Consider the following 19321-nt stretch of genomic DNA (forward strand, 5'->3'; position numbering starts at 1 on the left):
AATTATTATTAAGGAAAGCAAATGTTAGTTAAATACGATAGTTTTTATCCTAATTTAAATAAATCAGTTTTTGTAGCAAATGGAGCTAAAATCATTGGAGATACTACAATTGATGAATATTCATCAATATGGTTTAATGCAGTTATTCGTGCAGATGTAGCTAATATAAAAATAGGAAAATACACAAATATCCAAGATAATTCTACAATTCATGTAGCAAGAGCTTTATATGATGAACTAGGAGTTGAGATTAGCCCTAAAACACCTTGTATAATAAAAGATTATGTAACTATAGGGCATAACTCTATAATCCACGCTTGCACGATAAATTCCAATGTATTAGTAGGAATGGGAAGTGTGATTATGGATGGGGCGGTTATTAATGAAAACTCAATAATAGGTGCAAATTCATTAGTAACTAAAAATAAAGTTTTTCCACCAAATTCATTAATTCAAGGAAGTCCTGCAAAAGTTGTTAGAGAATTAAGCAATGAAGAAATAAAAGCTATTAAAAACCAAGCTTTAGAATATGCAGAAGTTAGCAAAAAATATCTGGAAAATTCTTAAAATTAAATTCCTTAAATTTTTAAGGAATTTAAATATTTTTTCATTTTATTTGCAAAAATACTTGCAAACTCTGGTTTTTTATCAAAATATAAAGCAGGTTCAATACATTCAATTTCATTTATATAAAACCTATCAGCCAAAAATATATCACACCTTGCATAAAAGCTATCTTTTGGAATATATTTGCTAGCTAAAGATATAAGCTCATCACTTGGATTAAAATCATCTATTTTTACACCATAATTATAGTTTGCTCTAAAATCATTATTTTTAGTTCTTAAAATACTATATTGATATGCCCCTTCAAAAAATACCAAACAAGCTTCGCTATCGTGATTAATGTATTCTTGAATTAAGGCTTTATCTTTATAAAATTGTAAATTAATATCATCATTAAACCTTGCTACACCATTTCCGCTTTGACCTATTAAGGGTTTTATGATTTGATTTGGTTTTAATTTTATATCTTTAATATCTACAATATTAGATTTTACAGCGTCTTTTATATCTAGTAAATATGATTTATCTAAGTTTTTTCTAATTAATTTTGTATTATTTATCAAAATAATATTATTTAACTCACAAAAATCTAAAAATCTCAAAAACTCATCTACTTTAAGAGAATAATCCCAAACACCAAGTGGCAAAATAACACAATCTTTTAAATTCTCATACTCTTGCCACACAAAAAACTCACACTCAAAACCCAAGCTCAAAAACTCATTTTTAAGTATTCTAAGACCTATAGAGCCCTCTTTATAAATATCTTGCATTGCTATATAAATTTTCATTTTGTTCCTAAAAGTGATATTAAAGGCTTATTTTCATCAGCTAAAACATTTACATTTACATCATATAAATCTTTTAACATTTGCTTTGTGATAATGTCATTTGCTAAACCTTTTTGATAAACTAAATTTTTATGTAAAACTATAAGCTCATCGCAAAACCTTGAAGCTAAATTTAAATCGTGCAAAACAACAATACTAATTAAATTTTTAGTATAAGTTTGCTCCTTTAAAGCTTCAAGCAATAAGCATTGATAATGCAAATCTAAAGCACTCACAGGCTCATCAAGTAATAATACTTTTGGCTCTTTTGCTAACACTTGAGCGAAACTTATCATCTGCCTTTGTCCGCCTGAAAGTGCGTTTATATTTTTATTAGCTAAATGATTAATATTTAAACCCTTCATTATATTCAATGCAAATTCTAATTCTTCATCTTTTATAAAAAGCCCTAATTTTTTTAATTTTCCAAGCAAAACTACTTCTAAAGCACTAAGATTTGCATTAGAATTAAAATCTTGCAACATATAAGCAATATTGTTTTGCCAAGATTTATAAGTTTTTTTATTTAAAATAAAATCATCTAAACTAATTTTTCCATCTGCTTTTACTCTGCCAAAAATAGCATCTAAAAGCGAACTTTTACCAGCACCATTTGCACCTATTATTGCATATATTTTTCCATTTTCAAATTCTAAATTGATTTTATCTAATATTAAATTATTAGCTCTTTTAACATTTACATCTTTTAAGATTAGCATACCCTTCTCCTACTATATACTATAAAAAAGAAAAATGGCACTCCAACAAAAGAAGTAACAATTCCAATAGGAAATAAAGTCCCTATTACTATAATCTTTGAAATCACAGAAGAAAAACTTAAAAATACAGCACCAATTAACATAGATGTAAGCATATAAAATCTTTGGTCTTCTCCTACGAGCATTCTAGCTATATAAGGAGATACAAGCCCAATAAATCCAATAACTCCTACAAAAGAAATAGCCGTTGCACTCATAATTGATACAATTAGCAATGCTTTAAATCTAAGATAAGATAAATTAACGCCCAAAACTTCAGCCCTATTTTCACCTAATCTAAAAGCACACAACGCCCAACTATCCTTTATAAGTAAAATAACACAAATAATCGTAACCACTCCAACTATAATTACATTAGTCCAATTTGATTTTTGAAGTGAGCCAAAAAGCCAAAAAACAATTTGTTGAGAAATTTCAGGCGCACTTATGTATTGCACTAAAGATAACAATGATTGAAATAAAAACAAAAGCGCAATACCTACTAAAATTAACATTTCAGAACTAAAAGCTCTTGATTTTGCGAACAAAAACAAAACACTAGAACAAATCATAGTCATAGTAAATGCACCAAGTGGAACAGCAAAATAAAGACTAATTCCTGCAAATCCAAATGCAATCACAAGTGAAGCTCCAAAACCAGCCGCAGCAGCTAGTCCTAAAGTATATGGACTTGCCATAGGATTGTTAAGTAAAGTTTGAATTAATGCTCCACCATAACCTAAAGCAGCACCCACAACTAAAGCCATAACAGCCATAGGCAATCTTAATGAATGTGTGATTATATAAGATGTATTATCAACTTCAATATCAATAAAAAACGCTTTTAAAATTGATTTTACAACTTCAATAGGACTTATCATAGATGGACCTACAGCTATATCACACACAAAACCTAAAATACCCAAAAATATAAAAAATACAATAATTACAAATTTTTTTCGCTCATATTTTCTATGAGCGATTATTTCTTTACTTAAATTCATCTTTTATCACTTAGCTTGGATACCAAAAGAACCTGTTGGAATTATCGGAAGATATTTTTTGTGATAATCAATATAAGTTTTAATAGGGTCTATATCTTTGAATAAATCAGGATATAAAGCTTTAGCAATAAATTGCACCATAGAAGCATCAACTAGTGTTCTACTAGCTCCTTGATATACTGCAAAAAGTCTATTATCTTTTATAGCTGGCAAACTATCCCAACCTGCTCTAGTTTTAAAACCATTTAGCCTTTTATTTGCTTCTTCTTCATTAATTCCAATACCCATTACCATAGCTTCTGGATTTTTCTTAAGTTCAGTTTCACGACCAGCAATTATTATTACATCAGGCTTACTTGCTAAAACTTCTTCAGGATGAATTGGCATCCATTTTTCTACAAGTGGTGCTGCTATATTATCCCCACCTGCAAGGTCAATTAAAGCACCCCACATATCTTTACCAAAAGTATAACTATGCTCTTTTGGACCAAGATTTCCAAATTCTATATAAATTTTTGGCTTTTTAAGATTTGCTTTTTTAATTCTTTCTTGCACATCATCAATTATGCCTTTATAAAAACTTATAAGCTCATTTGCTCTTGCTTCGTTATTTGTAATTTTTCCTATAACTTCGGTGCTTCTTATGTGTCTTTCAACACTTTCGCGGTTGTAATCAAGTATTACAATAGGAATATTTGCTTTATTAATTGGTTCAAGCTGGTCTTTTATCATCTCATATTGCCAATCAGCTAATACTAATAAATCAGGTTTTAAAGATAATACCTTTTCAACCGAAAATGTACTTAGCTCAACTTCTCCAACATCAGCTATATTATTTAACTCCGGTAAGACTTTAATATAAGCGTCCCAGCTAGCAGGAGTCCAACCAGTCCAAACTTCCTTAGAAAATCCTACTACATTTTTTAAAGCGTCCTTACCACCTACTGCTAAAAAGTCAGTATAGTAAAATCCAAGAACTATTCTTTTAGCAGGCAAATCAACCTTAACTTCTCTATCTAAAACATCTTTAATTACTTCTACTTTAGCATTAGCACCAACACATAAAACACTCGCCACAACTAAGCTTTTTAATAAGCCTTTAAACATTAGTTCTCCTTAATAATGATAATAAGAACTAATATTTTAAACAAAAAATATTAATAATAATTATTAATTTTAAAATTTTAAATACTTCTTAGTTTTTTAATCTCATCTCTATAAAACGCTGCTTGTTCAAAATCAAGCTCTTTTGCTGCTAGGTGCATTTTTTCTCTTAATTCATTTACTAATTTAGCCCGCTCGTTTGCTGGCATTTTTTCTATTTTTGATTTTTTTATAGAAACATTATCTTCGTTTTGTTTTAAAGTCTTTTCTAATTTTCGCTCAACACTTCTTGGAGTAATTCCGTGCAATTTATTATAAGCTTGTTGCAAGCTTCTTCGCTCACTCGTAATATCTATTGCTTCTTGCATTGATTTTGTGATTTTTTTAGCATATAAAATTACTTTTCCATTGACATTTCTAGCTGCTCTTCCCATTGTTTGAATTAAACTCGTAGTTGAGCGTAAAAAGCCTTCCTTATCAGCGTCTAAAATAGCTATAAGACTAACTTCAGGTAAGTCAAGTCCTTCACGAAGCAAGTTAATTCCAATTAGCACATCAAAATCTGCATTTCTAAGAGAAATTATCAATTCATTTCGCTCAATTGCATCAATATCTGAATGCATATATTTACATTTTATCCCTAATTCTGTGTAGTATCTTTGCAATTCTTCTGCCATTTTTTTTGTAAGTGTTGTGATTAATACACGCTCATTTCTAGCAATCACCTTTTTAATCTCATCATATAAATGCTCTATTTGGTTTTCGCTATCAATTATGCTAATTTCAGGGTCAAGCAGTCCTGTTGGACGCATAATTTGCTGATAAACACACTCTCCACTAAGCTCAAGCTCTAATTCAGCAGGGGTTGCACTTACAAATAAAAAAAAGCAATCTTTATTAATAAATTCATCAAATTGTAATGGTCTATTATCTAAAGCACTTGGCAATCTAAAGCCGTATTCAACTAGCACTTCCTTTCTAGCTCTATCTCCTGCAAACATTCCCCTAAATTGTGGCAAACTAACATGACTTTCATCTACAATTACTAAAAATGGCTTTTGTTTTATTTTAAAATAATCAAATAAAGTATAAGGAGTTTCTCCTGCATTAAGCCCACTTAAATGTCTTGAATAATTTTCTATTCCTTTAGTCATTCCTGTAGTTTCTAGCATTTCTAAATCAAATTCAACTCGCTGTTCTAAGCGTTGTGCTTCTAATAATTTGCCTTGTTTTTTAAAATATTCTAACCTTTCATCAAGCTCATTTTTAATATCTTTACAAGCTCTTTTAAGAGTTGGAGTAGCGACTATAAATTGATTTGCAGCATAAAGTGTGAATTTATTTAAATCTTTTATTTTTTTATTATCAAAAGTATTAAAAGTATAAATCTTTTCTAATTCATCATCAAAAAATTCTAAGCGAATTGCATCATCTTCATAATAAGCTGGATAAATATCTATAATATCTCCATTTACACGGAAATTCCCCCTATCAAAAAACGCATCATTTCTACTATATCCCATAGCTACTAAATGAAGTAATAATTCTTTTTGTTTATAGCATTTGCCTATTTCAAAAAATTCTACCATATCAATATATTCAGCAGGATTTCCTAATCCATAATTAGCACTTACACTTGCAATACAAACGCAATCATCGTATGCTAAAAGCGAAGCAGTTGAGCTTAAACGAAGCCTTTCTAAATCATTATTAACCGAGCTATCTTTTTCTATAAATGTATCAGTTCTAGGAATATAAGCTTCAGGTTGATAATAATCATAATAGCTTATGAAATACTCCACATGATTATTCGCAAAAAAGCCTTTAAATTCGCTATATAATTGCGCACAAAGTGATTTGTTATGGCTCATTATTAAAGTAGGCATTTTAAGTTTATTTATCACATTTGCCATTGTAAAGGTTTTACCCGAGCCTGTAACTCCTAAAAGAGTTTGATATTTTTGTCCGTTTTTTACACCATTTACAATTTTTTCTATTGCTTGTGCTTGGTCAGGTGATGGTTTATAATTATTAATTAACTCAAACATTTTAATCCTAAAAAATAATTTTTATTATTATATTAACTATAAATAATTAAAATCACAGCTTTAAAATTTGATTAAGGATAAACAAAATGAGCGATAACATAACAAGCACACTAAGTAATAAAATAGTAGAATTAATGGAAAAATATAAATATTTAGTAAGCGAAAACGAAAGACTTATGAATGAATTAACTCAAGCAAAAGCTAAATGTGAAGCACAATCATATGAAATTAGTAAATTAGAAGAAGAGTTATTAAATAAAAATCTAATTGAAGAAGAAACCTTAAAAGCAATAGAGCAAGTGCTTGGAAACAACAACTAAATTTACGATAACCTTAGGAGCTAGGGGCTATAATTTTAATGTTCCATCTAAAGAATTTTTAGCTTATTTAAATGATGATATAAATAAGCTAAAAAATCCTACAAAAAATATAGAAATACCACAATTTATTAATTTATATCTTAAAAAAAGTTACTCACACTTTCAATTAGTGCAAGAATTTGAAAAAATACAAGAAGAGAATTTAAAACTTAAAGAAGAGAATTTAAATCTTAAATCAGAATTGCAAAGACAAAAAGAAGATTTAATAAATATTATAAATATTCTTAACAATAAAGGAAAAATAGATGAAAAAAGCATTTAGTATGATAGAAATGATTTTTGCTATTGCTGTTATAGGAATATTAGCAGGAATTGCAATTCCTAAAATGATGGCTAATAAAGACACAGCACATATAGTGCAATTAAAAGAGCAAGTTGAAGCTATTAGAAAAGGTATTGAAGCCTACGCTGGAAATACTTATGTAGAAAAAGGCTTCAAAGAATATCCTAGTATATTATGCTCTATTACCAGTAGCACAATAGATACAACTTATCCTTGTAAGGGTGCTCCTGCTTTTGCTGATGAGGTAGCAAAAGGAATTAATAGAAGAGCTAAAAATTCGGTTGGCTGGGATAATAATAACAATGATTTATTATTTGTTACAAAACCTAAAGAAAATACAGCAGTATTTTTTAAATACGATGCAAGTGATGGAAGCTTTAAGTGTGATAAAAGCAAGGTCTTAAGCGGTTGGAAAGCAGAAGATTGCTCTATAATAGGAGAATAAGATGAAAAAAGCTATGAGTATGATGGAAATTATATTTGTAATAGTGATTATTGGTATATTGGCTGGCGTTGCTATTCCTAAATTATTTGCAGGTCGTGATGATGCACAAATATTAAAATTAAAAGAAACACTAGCTTTAATTCGTTCAGGCATAGAACAATATAAGCAAAATAGCCTTTATACAGATGGCACTTCAAAATATCCAGAAGGCTTATGTTTAAATACCTCTAAAGATAGTGGGATTTCGTGCAATGGTGCTAAGGAATTTTTTGGTGCAGTAATTAAAAATCCAGTAAAAAAAGGTTCAACACAAGGTATGTGGGATGCTTGGACACAAGCACATAAAGATATTAATAATCAGACTTTTATATTTTATACTACCAATTCTAAAAAAGGCTATGTTTTTCAATACAACAAACAAGATGGTACTTTTAAATGTTTAAATAATTTTAATGATGCAAATAAGCAGATTTGCTTAGCTAAAACTTGTGCTCTTCCTTGTAAAGATATAGGTGAAACAGGATATGAAAGCAAATAAAAAAGCCTTTACTATGATAGAGCTAATATTTGCGATAGTTATTATCGGGATATTATCGGCTGTAGCTTTACCTAATTTTTTTGATTTAAAATTTAAATCTGATATAGCTAGTTTAAATTCTGAAATAAAAGGTATTAATGGAAAAATTAACGCTCAACTGCTAAAAAATGTAATGGTAGGGAAAGTGTCAAGCTATGATAATCTAGATAATTTAAATTCTTCTGGAAAACCAATTGAACCTACTAAAATTTTTACATCTTTATTTAAAGATGGCTTAGATAGAGGAGATGAGAATAAAGGTTGGCTTTTTTTAGCAAGAACAACAGCTACAAGCAATGTAACATACTCTGCATGGACTGATTTATATAACTCAGCTTATCAAGCAGATAAAGATTTTCAAGATTACTTAGATAAAGAAAAAAAAGATAGTAATCTTATAAAAGATGAGAAAATGGAACTATATAGATACACATTTAATTCTAATATATATTATAAATTTATTTATAGAAGTATAAAATCAGAATTAATATGCGTAGAAGCAGTATGTAATAAATGTAATAGTAAAAGAATTGATTCAATTAATAATATGATTCCTTGTATCAAAAAAGCTTCTTGATGAATTATTATAAAGTAGCGATTTTAGGACATAATTTAGAAACTTTAACCTATGAAAGTGATGAAGAAATTAAACCATTTTCAAAGGTTGAAGTAAAATTACACAATAAAAATTGTCTTGCAATTGTTATGAATAAATGTGAAAAGCCAACTTTTAACACCAAACAAATAATAAGTATTTTCAATGAATTTCTAACTGATAATCAAATGAAATTAGCAGAATTTATGAGTAAATATTACGCTGCTAATATATCTTTATGTCTTGATAGTTTTATACTAAGCAAAAATATATCTAATACTAAAAATAATTTAAATATAAATATAAATTTACAACTAAATGAAAAACAACTTTTGTGTCTAAATAGCTTACAAAATAATAAAATGAATTTGGTTTTTGGAGATACAGGAAGTGGAAAAACTGAAATATATGCAAAACTAATTCAAGAATGCCTTAATGAAGGAAAACAAGCATTATTTTTAATGCCAGAAATCAGTCTAACTCCACAAATGCAAAAAAGAATGAAAGTATATTTTAAAGATTTATTCATTACTTGGCATAGCAAAATTACTAAGGCTAAAAAACAAAAAGATTTAATAGAATTTGAATTAGGAAATAAGCCTTTAGTAATTGGTGCAAGGTCAGCACTTTTTTTACCTTTTAGCAATTTAGGATTAATTATCGTAGATGAAGAACACGATAATTCGTATAAATCTTCAAAATATCCATGTTATAACGCAAGAGATTTGGCAATTTATCTAGCAAGTATTACAAATGCAAAAATCGTTTTAGGCTCTGCAACACCAAGTCTTCAAAGTTTTTATAATCAAAATATAAATAAATTTAGATTAAAAGGCACATATTTTCAAAGCGAAAAAGAAATTCTTTTTGACGATAGTCTTGAGACACCTAGCTCTAATTTACTTGATTTATTAGAAGATAATTTAAATAAAAAAGAGCAAAGTATGATATTTTTACCAGTGCGTGGTAATTATCGTCAAGTTGTATGCAAGGATTGTAATTCAAGAAAAGTTTGTCCTAATTGCTCTGTGGCAATGAGTTTACACAATAAAACATATAAATGCCATTATTGTGGTAAAAAAGAGTATTTAAAAAATACCTGTGATAATTGCGGTAGCGAAATATTAGAAAGCAAAATAATAGGAACAGCTCAATTATGCGAAGAATTAAAAAAGGCTTTACCTAATGCAAATATTGCAAAATTAGATAGCGATGAATTAAGTTCGGCAACTAAACTTAAAGAAATACTAGAAGAATTTGAATTAGGAAATATAGATATTTTAGTAGGAACTCAACTAATATCAAAAGGACACGATTATAGAAATGTTACATTTTGTGCTATTTTAGGACTTGATGAATATTTATTCTACCCTGATTATAAAGCTCGTGAAAATACACTTGCTCTTGCTATTCAAGTAGCTGGTCGTGCAGGAAGAAGCAAAAAAGCTAAAGTGTTAATAAATACTCAAAATAAAGATTTTTTTGAAAAATACTTGCAAAATTATGATGAATTTTTAGAAGATGAGAAATTTTTTAGAACTAATTATCCACCATTTAAAAGACTATTAAGATTAATTATTGCATCAAAAAACGAAATAGAAGCAAGTAATTTATGTGAAGACTTGGCAAATCATTTAAAAAATAGCAAAGAAAACGATAATGATTATGAAATAATAGGCTATGGAAAATGTGCTATAGAAAAAATTAACAATAATTATAGATATTATATTTTGCTCCGTTCAAATAAAAAAATGTTACTAAGTAACCTAGCCTTGCACTACAAACAGTTACAAAAAGTAACAATTGATATAGACCCTATACATTTTTCTTGACAAAACTACTTTTTTATTATCTAAAGCATTTATAATCTTTTTAAAAATTTTAAAGGAGTTAATATGGCATTTTTAGAAGAATACCAAAAATTAGTTGAAGAGCGTGCTGCTCTTAATGTCCCTGCATTGGTTTTAAATGTAGCTCAGACAAAACAATTATGTGAGCTTTTAGAAAACAACGATAAAAATAGCGAAAAATTAAAAGATTTATTAGCTAATCGTGTTGGTGTTGGTGTTGATGATTCTGCGCTTATTAAATGTGATTTCTTAGAAAAAATACTATTTAACAATAGTAAATGCACCTGTATAAATAAATCTGAAGCAATATCAATGCTAAGCACAATGCTTGGAGGTTATAATGTAAGAGTATTACTTAAAGCTTTAGAAAACAATGAAATTGCAGAACTTGCTGCAAATGCTTTAACTAATATTATTTTCGTTCATGATGGTTTTGATAAAGTTGCTGAATTACATAAAAAAGGAAATAAATTCGCAACCAAAGTTCTAACAAGTTGGGCTAATGCAGAATGGTTTATTAAAAGACCTGAAGTAACATCTGAAATTGAATGTATATGCTTTAAAGTAAATGGAGAAACAAATACAGATGATTTAAGTCCAGCAAGTGAAGCATTTACTAGAAGTGATATTCCTTTACACGCACAAGCAATGCTAGTTAGAAGACAACCAGGTAGTATTGAAAAAATAGAAGAACTTAAAAAATCTGGCATTCAAGTAGCTTATGTAGGTGATGTTGTAGGAACTGGCTCAAGCCGTAAATCAGCAATAAATTCAGTTCAATGGCACATAGGTGAAGATATAAAAGGAGTTCCAAATAAACGCACAGGCGGTGTGATTTTAGGACAAACTATTGCTCCAATTTTTTTCAATACCGCTCAAGATAGTGGTGCTTTACCAATAGTTTGTGATGTTACAAATCTTGAAATGGGAGATAGATTTGTTGTTGATATTGCAAACGGACAAATTAAAAAAGATGGTAAAGTTGTTTCAACTTTTGAAATAAATCCAAATACTCTTTTAGACGAAGTTCGTGCAGGTGGCAGAATTCCACTAATCGTAGGTCGTGGATTATGTGCTAAAGCTAGAGATGTTTTAGGTATGCCAAAAGAAGAAATATTTAAAAAACCATCTCAACCTGAAGTAAAAGTTAAAGGTTATACATTAGCTCAAAAAATGTTAGGTCGTGCTTGTGGTTTAGAAGGCGTTGTTCCTGGAATGTATATAGAGCCAAAAACTACAACCGTTGGTAGTCAAGATACAACAGGACCAATGACAAGAGATGAGATTAAAGAACTTGCTAGCTTAGGATTTAATGCTGATTTTGTATTACAAAGTTTTTGCCATACAGCAGCATATCCTAAATCAAGCGATGTAACAACACACACAACATTACCACATTTTATGAGTTCAAGAGGTGGGGTTTCACTTAAACCAGGTGATGGGGTAATTCATAGTTGGCTAAATCGTTTTGCTATGCCTGATGAAGTTGGAACTGGAGCTGATTCACATACAAGATTTCCAATAGGCATTAGTTTTCCTGCAGGTTCAGGACTTGTAGCATTTGCTGCTGTAACAGGTGCTATGCCACTTAATGTGCCTGAAAGTATTTTAGTTCGTTTTAAAGGCGAATTACAACCTGGTGTTACATTAAGAGATTTAGTAAATGCAATTCCTTATGTAGCTATAAAAGAAGGTTATTTAACGGTTGAGAAAAAAGGCAAAAAGAATATTTTTGCTGGTAAAGTTTTAGAAATTGAAGGCTTAGAAAATCTAAAAGTAGAACAAGCATTTGAATTAAGCGACGCAAGTGCTGAAAGAAGCGCAGCTGCATGTTGTGTTAATTTAAGTAAAGAAAGCATAGCTGAATATTTAAATTCTAATATAAGCTTAATTGATGCTATGATTGAAGCTGGATATGAAGATAAAAATACACTTTTAAGAAGAAAAGCTAGAATGCAAGAATGGCTTAATAATCCTACATTATTAAGAGCTGATAAAGATGCTAGTTATGAGCATATTTTTGAAATAGATTTAAATACTATAAAAGAGCCTATCCTAGCTTGTCCAAACGACCCTGATGATGTAGCAACTCTTAGTGAAGTATTAGCAGATAGCAAACGCCCACAAAATATTGATGAAGTATTTGTTGGTTCTTGTATGACAAATATAGGACATTATAGAGCTTTAGGAGAAGTTATTAAAGGTAAAGGTATGCTTAAAACTCGTCTATGGGTAGCACCTCCAACAAAAATGGATAAAGCTCAACTAACAAAAGAAGGATATTATTCAATTTATGGTGCAGCAGGTGCTAGAATTGAAGTTCCAGGATGTAGCTTATGTATGGGTAACCAAGCTCGTGTAAATGATGGAGCTGTTGTATTTAGTACAAGCACAAGAAACTTTGATAACAGAATGGGTATAGGCGCTCAAGTTTATTTAGGTAGTGCTGAATTAGCTGCTGTTTGTGCTTTACTTGGTCGCTTACCAAACCCAAGTGAATATTTAGAATTAGTAAATGATAAAATAAGCGATAGCAAAAAGGCTAATATCTACAAATATCTAAACTTCAATGAAATTGAAAACTTTAAAGTAGATTAATAATCTAGGGCATTTTGCCCTAGAACAATTTATTAATAAACTTTTATAATAATTAAGCTAAATCAATAAAACAAACAAAAAAGACAAATATAATCTCATTTAAAAATATTATGAAAGGATTTTTATGGAAAGTTTATATCCATTTGCACTTATTATTCACATTTTTTGTGCGATTATTTTTGTTGGTTATTTGTTTTTTGATGTTGTTATCTTTAGTCGTGCTAAGAAAAATCTAAGCCAAGAATTAGCACAACAAATTCAAGAAAGCATAACTAAAAGAGCTATTAAAATTATGCCAATTTGTGTAGTATTGTTAATACTTACAGGCGGTATGATGATGAGTAGATGGGTTGGTAGCGAGATTGGCTTTTTTGTCACTACATTTCAGAAAATTTTTATGCTAAAAGTTGCTTTTGCAAGCTTAATTTTTATAATGGTAGCTATTAGTTTAATTTTCAAATTCGTAATCAAAAAACCAAATCCTTTAAATAAAATAATACACCCACTAGCATTAACTCTAGCTATTCTTATTGTGCTTTGTGCTAAGTTAATGTTTTATGTATAAATTAGTAATATCTTTAATATTTTTTAATATAGCTTTATGTTTATACTTTGCTAGTTTAGATGCTTTTTATAGTATCCAACTAGCATTTTATGCTAATTTAATAATTCCATTTCTAAGCTATTTAAGTCTTAAAAAATCATTACCTAAATTCCAAATTGCTAATACACCTAGATTTTTTATACAAAATACAAACCCTATTTATATACCAAAAAAAGGAATTAAAGAGAATTTTAAAGCAATTAAACATTATAAAATATTTATAAATATATATAAGTTTTTAGCCTATGTTTTTTTTATAATACTCGTATTAATATTAATTAATAATAAGCTTTTTAATATAATTGCTTTTTTTGCAAGTTCTTTTGTAATAATTTTAAACTTATTATTAGTAAGGATATTTAAATGATAAAAACAATCAACTCTTTAAGAGCATTATTATTTGCGTCTTTGCTATTGTTTGTAGGAAATTCTTTTTTACTAAGCTCAAATTCTATACTACTAAAAAATCTTGGATATGATGAATTTTATGTAGGATTAGTAAGTTCAAGCATATATTTTGGTGCATTAATTAGCACATTTTTTTCTCATAGTCTAATTCAAAAAGTAGGACATATTAGAAGTTTTGGTTTTTTTACTTCACTATTTGCTATAGCTGCAATTTTGCATATATTTACAAAAGAAATATATTTTTGGGCTATTTTAAGATTTACAATAGGATTTTCATACTATACATTATTAGTAATTATTGAATCTTGGATAAATCAAAAATCAAAAAACGAAATTCGCTCACGAATGCTCTCAATTTATGAAATAGTATTTTACTCTGGTTTTGCCATAGGAGTATTATTGTTATATTTTGAACCAGATTACAATAATGTATTTATAATGGCTGTTATAGTGATTTTATTATGTTCGTTACCACTTAATTTATTAAAAATCAAACAACCTATCCTTAAGGAAAGGCGTAAAATAAGTATCCCAAATATTTTTAATGTATCAAAATTAGCATTTATATCAGCATTTGTTGGTGGCTTTTTAATGAATGGATTTTTTTCTATGTCTCAGACATATTTTCTAGCATTAAATTATAATATTCAAGATATATCTTTGCTAATTTTTACAGCAATGTTAGGCGGATTTATAGCACAATTATTTATAGGTAAATTTTCTGATACTTATGGTAGAAAAATAGCGATTTTATCTTGCGTAATACTTGCATTTTTTGCAAGTTTAGGGCTATATTTTTTAGCAAGTAACAAAATTGCTATATTTATTTTATGCTTTTTCCTTGGAATGGGACTTTTTTGCGTATATGCTTTAGCACTTGCAAGGGCTAGCGATAGAGCAAAAGAAAGCTCGCAAATGCTTGAAATCGGAAGAACGCTAATGTTTGCTTATGTATCAAGCTCTGTTTTATCTCCTATAATTTTAGGATTTATGATAAGTAATTTTGGAGCTAATGCTTATATTTTAATTTATATAGTTTTATTGTTTTTCTTAGCTATTTTTACTCTTACCCAACCAAAAATTGACGCTGTAAATAGAATAGAATTTGAGCAAAAACCAAGTCAATTTGTGCATTTAGGCAACGATGAATAATATAAATACGACTTTAAATTCTTTAGTAAATAGTGATTTAGGGCTAAAGCAACAAGGGAATTTAAAACCCAATGTAAAAGATACAAAAGATATTAAAGAACCCTTAAAAGAAGGTAGTTCATTAATAAACGAAGCCTTAAGCGAAGATGAAACACTAGAACTAGGTCTTAAAAAAATCGTAAATAAATTACTTGATGGAATAAAATCAAGTAAAGATTTAAACCAACTAGGCGAAAATGCAAAAAACATAAATATTTCAAAAAATATCGCTCAAGATATTAAAGAATTAAAAGCAATTTTAAGCAAGGATAAGGATTTAGAAGTATTTGTAAATAAACTTGATAATTTATTAAATACCAAAATGCAAGATTCAAAAGCCTTATTTCAAGCTTTAAATAATTCAGGAGTATTTTTAGAGAGCAAACTAAGAGCTAATCTAAACGAACAAGCCTTACCACAAAGCTTTTTTAGGCTTATTTCATTTATGAAAAATATCAAAACAAGTGATTTAAAAAGTGAGATTTTTAAACTCGGTCAAGAGCAAATGAGTGCCGAAAAATCCCTTGAAAAATTAGAAAATTTTATAAATCAAAAATTAGAAAATAAATCAACCACTACCCCTGTTATAAAAACTTTAGAATTATTAAAAAACGCTAGAGCGTATTTACAAAAAAATACCGAACCACTAAAACTAATTGAAGTAGCAAATAAATTAGAAGATAAAATCAATAAAGAAATAAAAAACCTAATAAATATTGAAGTTAAAAACGATAAAGTAAAAAGCATATTACCAAAATTAGCAAGTTTAAAAGCTGATATTCAAAACATAAAAAATCTAGCAAAAGAAATCATAAACAACCCATCAAATGTGCAAAATAATTATAAAATTTCAAATAATGAGAATAATATTTTAAGCAAACTTGAAAATATTAAAGAAATTCTAAAAAATAATAATGATATTTATACTAAAGATACTAATAAAATTGAAATAAAAACAACAAAAGAATTTGAAAATAAGGAAAATCAAAAAATCAATAATTTAAATTCTAAAACCACAGATGATAAAATAAAAGCCACTGAAAAACCTATAGAAAAATCAAGTGAAGATATAAAAAGTGATTTAAAAGCTTTACAAGATATAACAAAATCTCAAGATATTAAACAAGAATTAAAGTTGTTAAACAATCCAGAAATCAAACAAGCAATCAATCAAAACAATACAATAAGTTCTATTTTAAATAGCGAGAATTTGAGTTTGCAAAATAAAATTGAAAGTTTGACAAAATTACTAAGTGCTAATTTAAAAAATGAAGAAAGTTTTAAAAATTATATAAATACTCAAGAAATAAAAAGCCTAAAAACTCACTTAAATCAAGCCAAAAAAGATATAAATCAGGTTGTAACTAGAACTGCAGAACATATAAACAACTCCATTTCAAATGATGCTAAATCAATACTGCTTCAAACTTCAAAAGTAGCTTTAGCAAAAGATAATAAAATAGCCTATGATATGAGCCAAAAACTATTAAATCAAATAGAATTAAACCAAATAATATCAGTTGCAAATAATGAAGTAAATACATACCTACCCTACTCTTTAGATGATTTAGATGAATCAAATATTAGTTTTAAAAGTGATAGCGAAGATAAATTTTACGCACAAATTAAGCTAAAATTTAAAAGACTTGGAGCTATTAATATTATGCTTGGTTTAAATCAAGATAAATATTTAGATATTAATATGATGATAGAAAATGATAATTTTAGAGAAATCTTAATCAATCACGCAAGGGGTTTTAAAAAAGATTTAAGAAAAGCTGGTTTAATTACTTCTAATTTCTTTATTAGTAAATTAAGAGAGAGCAAATACGAAGATGAATATACATTAGACTTAGGATTTAATAAAAAAGTATGAGTAAGATAAGAAAAGCCCTAGCCTTAGGCTATAACAAAGATAAAAATAATGCTCCAAAAGTAATGGCAACAGGTAGCGGAGAAATCGCCGAAAGAATTATAAAATTAGCTAACGAGCATAATATTCCTATTAAAGAAGATGAAGAATTATGTGAAGTATTAAGCAAATTAGAATTAGGAGAAGAAATTCCACCTGCAATGTATAAGGCTGTTGCCGAAGTATTTTCATTCATTTATAGAATGTCAAAAGAAATGAAATGATTATTTTTTTAAATATTTAGAATAATATTCAAATTAATAAATATCAAGCTTTTAAAATTATTCCATTAACTTATTTTCATATTTTAATATTATAATTTTTATATAACTTAAAAAATTAAGTTTTATTTAAACTAAAAGGAGAATTTATGGAAAAGTTATCTCGTAGAAGCTTTTTAAAAGGTGTAGCAGGAGTAGCAGCTAGTGCGTCAAGTTTAGGTGCTGTTGATTTTATTGGTGAAAATAATTTGTTACCAAATTCCATTGAGGGAAGTATGTCTGTATCACATTTTGGTGCTTTTCATCCTATAGTTAAAAATGGAAGATTAGAAGGGGTAATTCCATTTAAAGGAGATGAATCTCCTAGTTCAATGTTAAATGGTGTTGTAGCTAGAACCTATGCTCCAGATAGAATTAAAAACCCAAGTGTTAGAAAAAGTGTTTTAGAAAAAGGATTTGAAAAAGCTCCTAAAAACTTAAGGGGTAAAGAAGAATTCGTTGAGATTACTTGGGAAAAGGCTTATGAATTAGTAGCCAATGAGCTTAAAAGAGTTTATGAAAAATATGGCTCTAATGCTGTTTATGGTGGCAATTATGGTTGGCACGGAGTTGGTGGTGTTGGAAATCCACAAACTTTAATATATAGAATGTTAAATATTACAGGTGGTTATACCGCTAGAGTTTTAAGCTATTCGTGTCATTGCATTGGGGCTATTACGCCACATATAGTTGGAGTAGATGAATCAGCAGCACAAGTTACTTCTTGGGATAATGTATTAGAACATTCAAAAGTAATTGTAATGTGGTCAGCAGATATTCTTACTACAAATCAAATACACCATCCAAATTGGTTTGTAGGAATGCATAGAACAAATAAATATATACAAAGATTAAAAGAACTTATTAAAGAAGGTAAAATTAGAGTTATAAATATAGACCCAGTGGTAAATCATACAGCAAGATTTTTAGGTGCAGAACAAGTATTTATTAATCCTACAACCGATGTTGCTTTAGTAGAAGCAATGTGTTATCATCTAATTAAAAACAATCTTCACGATGAAAAATTCCTTAAAAAATACACGGTAGGATTTGCTAAATTAAAAGAAAGATTATTTGATGAGAATAATCCAAAAACTCCTGAATTAGCAGAAAAAATTACAGGTATAAAAGCAGAAAAAATAAAAGAATTAGCAGAACTTATGGCTAAAAATAGAACTATGATTATGGCAGGTTGGGGTTTTCAAAGGGCTCATCACGGAGAACAAACTCACTGGGCTATGATAACTCTTGCATCTGTTTTAGGGCAAATTGGACTTGATGGTGGTGGATATGGGTTTCACTACCATGATGCCGATGCAGGGGCTGATAATTCTGTAAGTTTAGGTAATGCTAAACCAGAATATACTTCTCCTGGATTATTAGGTATTGGTGCAGTTCCTAGTATTAAGGGAGAGTGGAGCGATAGAGAAAACGAAGTAATTCCTGTTTCAAGAATAGTAGATATGCTTGAAAATCCTGGCAAAGAATATGATTTTAATGGAAAGAAAAAAGTATTTCCTAATATAAAATGTATCTATTGGGCTGGTGGTAATCCAATGCACCATCATCAAGATAGAAATAGGATGCTAAAAGCATTTGAAAAAGTTGATAGCTTTATCATGCAAGAAATATTTTGGACTGCTAGTGCAAGACATGCTGATTTAGTTCTACCAGCTACTACTGAAATAGAAAGAAATGATATAACTAAATCTACAGATAATAGATACTTATTTGCAATTAAACAAGCCATACAACCACTTTACAATGCGAAAAATGACTATGATATTTGTTGTGGTATATTAAAACATTTTGGAGATAACGCATTAAATGCCTTTACAGAAGGTCGCGATATGATGGGTTGGGTGCAATATTTTTATAATGAAGCTCGCGATAAAGCAAGTGCTACA

At 28.6% G+C, this 19321-nt stretch carries 19 protein-coding genes; 14 read left to right on the forward strand and 5 right to left on the reverse strand.

Annotated elements, in window-relative coordinates; all coding sequences use genetic code 11:
- Positions 1–21 precede the first annotated feature (21 nt).
- Positions 22–567: a gamma carbonic anhydrase family protein gene (locus AVBRAN12637_RS07815; protein WP_214120339.1), complete on the forward strand. Its 546-nt coding sequence runs from the start codon at positions 22–24 to the stop codon at positions 565–567.
- 11 nt (positions 568–578) lie between these two features.
- On the opposite strand, the gene AVBRAN12637_RS07820 is transcribed toward AVBRAN12637_RS07815, so the two are convergent.
- From AVBRAN12637_RS07820 to uvrB, 5 genes are all read right to left on the reverse strand, one after another.
- Positions 579–1358, reverse strand: coding sequence for an ATP-grasp domain-containing protein (locus AVBRAN12637_RS07820; RefSeq protein ID WP_239803618.1), 780 nt, complete (start codon positions 1356–1358; stop codon positions 579–581).
- Positions 1355–2116: an ABC transporter ATP-binding protein gene (locus AVBRAN12637_RS07825; protein ID WP_214120341.1), complete on the reverse strand. Its 762-nt coding sequence runs from the start codon at positions 2114–2116 to the stop codon at positions 1355–1357. The genes AVBRAN12637_RS07820 and AVBRAN12637_RS07825 overlap by 4 nt, the downstream gene beginning before the upstream one ends.
- A complete protein-coding gene (locus AVBRAN12637_RS07830) occupies positions 2110–3159 on the reverse strand; it encodes a FecCD family ABC transporter permease (RefSeq protein ID WP_214120342.1) in 1050 nt (349 codons plus the stop codon). The genes AVBRAN12637_RS07825 and AVBRAN12637_RS07830 overlap by 7 nt, the downstream gene beginning before the upstream one ends.
- A gap of 6 nt (positions 3160–3165) precedes the next feature.
- The gene (locus AVBRAN12637_RS07835) at positions 3166–4266 is read right to left on the reverse strand and encodes an ABC transporter substrate-binding protein (RefSeq protein WP_214120343.1); all 1101 of its coding nucleotides are present in this window, start codon (positions 4264–4266) and stop codon (positions 3166–3168) included.
- 77 nt (positions 4267–4343) lie between these two features.
- Positions 4344–6311, reverse strand: a complete 1968-nt coding sequence (gene uvrB / locus AVBRAN12637_RS07840; protein ID WP_336615638.1) for an excinuclease ABC subunit UvrB — start codon at positions 6309–6311, stop codon at positions 4344–4346.
- A gap of 86 nt (positions 6312–6397) precedes the next feature.
- Here uvrB and AVBRAN12637_RS07845 point away from each other — a divergent pair, with 86 nt between their 5' ends.
- The 13 genes from AVBRAN12637_RS07845 to AVBRAN12637_RS07905 form a co-directional block, all read left to right on the forward strand.
- The gene (locus AVBRAN12637_RS07845; RefSeq protein ID WP_214118384.1) at positions 6398–6631 is read left to right on the forward strand and encodes a hypothetical protein; all 234 of its coding nucleotides are present in this window, start codon (positions 6398–6400) and stop codon (positions 6629–6631) included.
- Positions 6615–6953: a hypothetical protein gene (locus AVBRAN12637_RS07850; RefSeq protein ID WP_214120345.1), complete on the forward strand. Its 339-nt coding sequence runs from the start codon at positions 6615–6617 to the stop codon at positions 6951–6953. Before AVBRAN12637_RS07845 ends, AVBRAN12637_RS07850 begins: the two co-directional genes overlap by 17 nt.
- Positions 6937–7419 carry a type II secretion system protein gene (locus AVBRAN12637_RS07855; protein ID WP_214120346.1) on the forward strand — a complete coding sequence of 161 codons (483 nt, stop codon included), beginning with the start codon at positions 6937–6939 and terminating at the stop codon, positions 7417–7419. The genes AVBRAN12637_RS07850 and AVBRAN12637_RS07855 overlap by 17 nt, the downstream gene beginning before the upstream one ends.
- A 1-nt stretch (position 7420) precedes the next feature.
- Complete coding sequence (locus AVBRAN12637_RS07860) at positions 7421–7957, forward strand: prepilin-type N-terminal cleavage/methylation domain-containing protein (protein WP_214120347.1); 537 nt, start codon at positions 7421–7423, stop codon at positions 7955–7957.
- Positions 7944–8573 (forward strand): type II secretion system protein, encoded by a 630-nt coding sequence (locus AVBRAN12637_RS07865; RefSeq protein ID WP_214120348.1) that lies wholly within the window; start codon positions 7944–7946, stop codon positions 8571–8573. The genes AVBRAN12637_RS07860 and AVBRAN12637_RS07865 overlap by 14 nt, the downstream gene beginning before the upstream one ends.
- Positions 8573–10423: a primosomal protein N' gene (locus tag AVBRAN12637_RS07870; RefSeq protein ID WP_214149916.1), complete on the forward strand. Its 1851-nt coding sequence runs from the start codon at positions 8573–8575 to the stop codon at positions 10421–10423. Before AVBRAN12637_RS07865 ends, AVBRAN12637_RS07870 begins: the two co-directional genes overlap by 1 nt.
- Positions 10424–10486: 63 nt before the next feature.
- Positions 10487–13039 (forward strand): bifunctional aconitate hydratase 2/2-methylisocitrate dehydratase, encoded by a 2553-nt coding sequence (locus AVBRAN12637_RS07875; protein WP_336615639.1) that lies wholly within the window; start codon positions 10487–10489, stop codon positions 13037–13039.
- Between the two features lie 124 nt (positions 13040–13163).
- Positions 13164–13604: a copper resistance protein CopD gene (locus AVBRAN12637_RS07880; RefSeq protein WP_336615640.1), complete on the forward strand. Its 441-nt coding sequence runs from the start codon at positions 13164–13166 to the stop codon at positions 13602–13604.
- Complete coding sequence (locus AVBRAN12637_RS07885) at positions 13597–14010, forward strand: hypothetical protein (protein ID WP_214120517.1); 414 nt, start codon at positions 13597–13599, stop codon at positions 14008–14010. Before AVBRAN12637_RS07880 ends, AVBRAN12637_RS07885 begins: the two co-directional genes overlap by 8 nt.
- On the forward strand, positions 14007–15203 hold the full coding sequence (locus AVBRAN12637_RS07890) for an MFS transporter (protein ID WP_336615641.1): 1197 nt from the start codon (positions 14007–14009) through the stop codon (positions 15201–15203). The genes AVBRAN12637_RS07885 and AVBRAN12637_RS07890 overlap by 4 nt, the downstream gene beginning before the upstream one ends.
- A complete protein-coding gene (locus AVBRAN12637_RS07895; protein WP_239803610.1) occupies positions 15196–17118 on the forward strand; it encodes a hypothetical protein in 1923 nt (640 codons plus the stop codon). The genes AVBRAN12637_RS07890 and AVBRAN12637_RS07895 overlap by 8 nt, the downstream gene beginning before the upstream one ends.
- The gene (locus tag AVBRAN12637_RS07900) at positions 17115–17378 is read left to right on the forward strand and encodes a FlhB-like flagellar biosynthesis protein (RefSeq protein ID WP_214118364.1); all 264 of its coding nucleotides are present in this window, start codon (positions 17115–17117) and stop codon (positions 17376–17378) included. The genes AVBRAN12637_RS07895 and AVBRAN12637_RS07900 overlap by 4 nt, the downstream gene beginning before the upstream one ends.
- 146 nt (positions 17379–17524) lie before the next feature.
- Positions 17525–19321: molybdopterin-dependent oxidoreductase (locus AVBRAN12637_RS07905; protein ID WP_336615642.1), on the forward strand; the 1797-nt coding region annotated here is incomplete at its 3' end.

Origin of the sequence: Campylobacter sp. RM12637 (assembly GCF_020137645.1) — a bacterium.
Classification (GTDB): domain Bacteria; phylum Campylobacterota; class Campylobacteria; order Campylobacterales; family Campylobacteraceae; genus Campylobacter_E.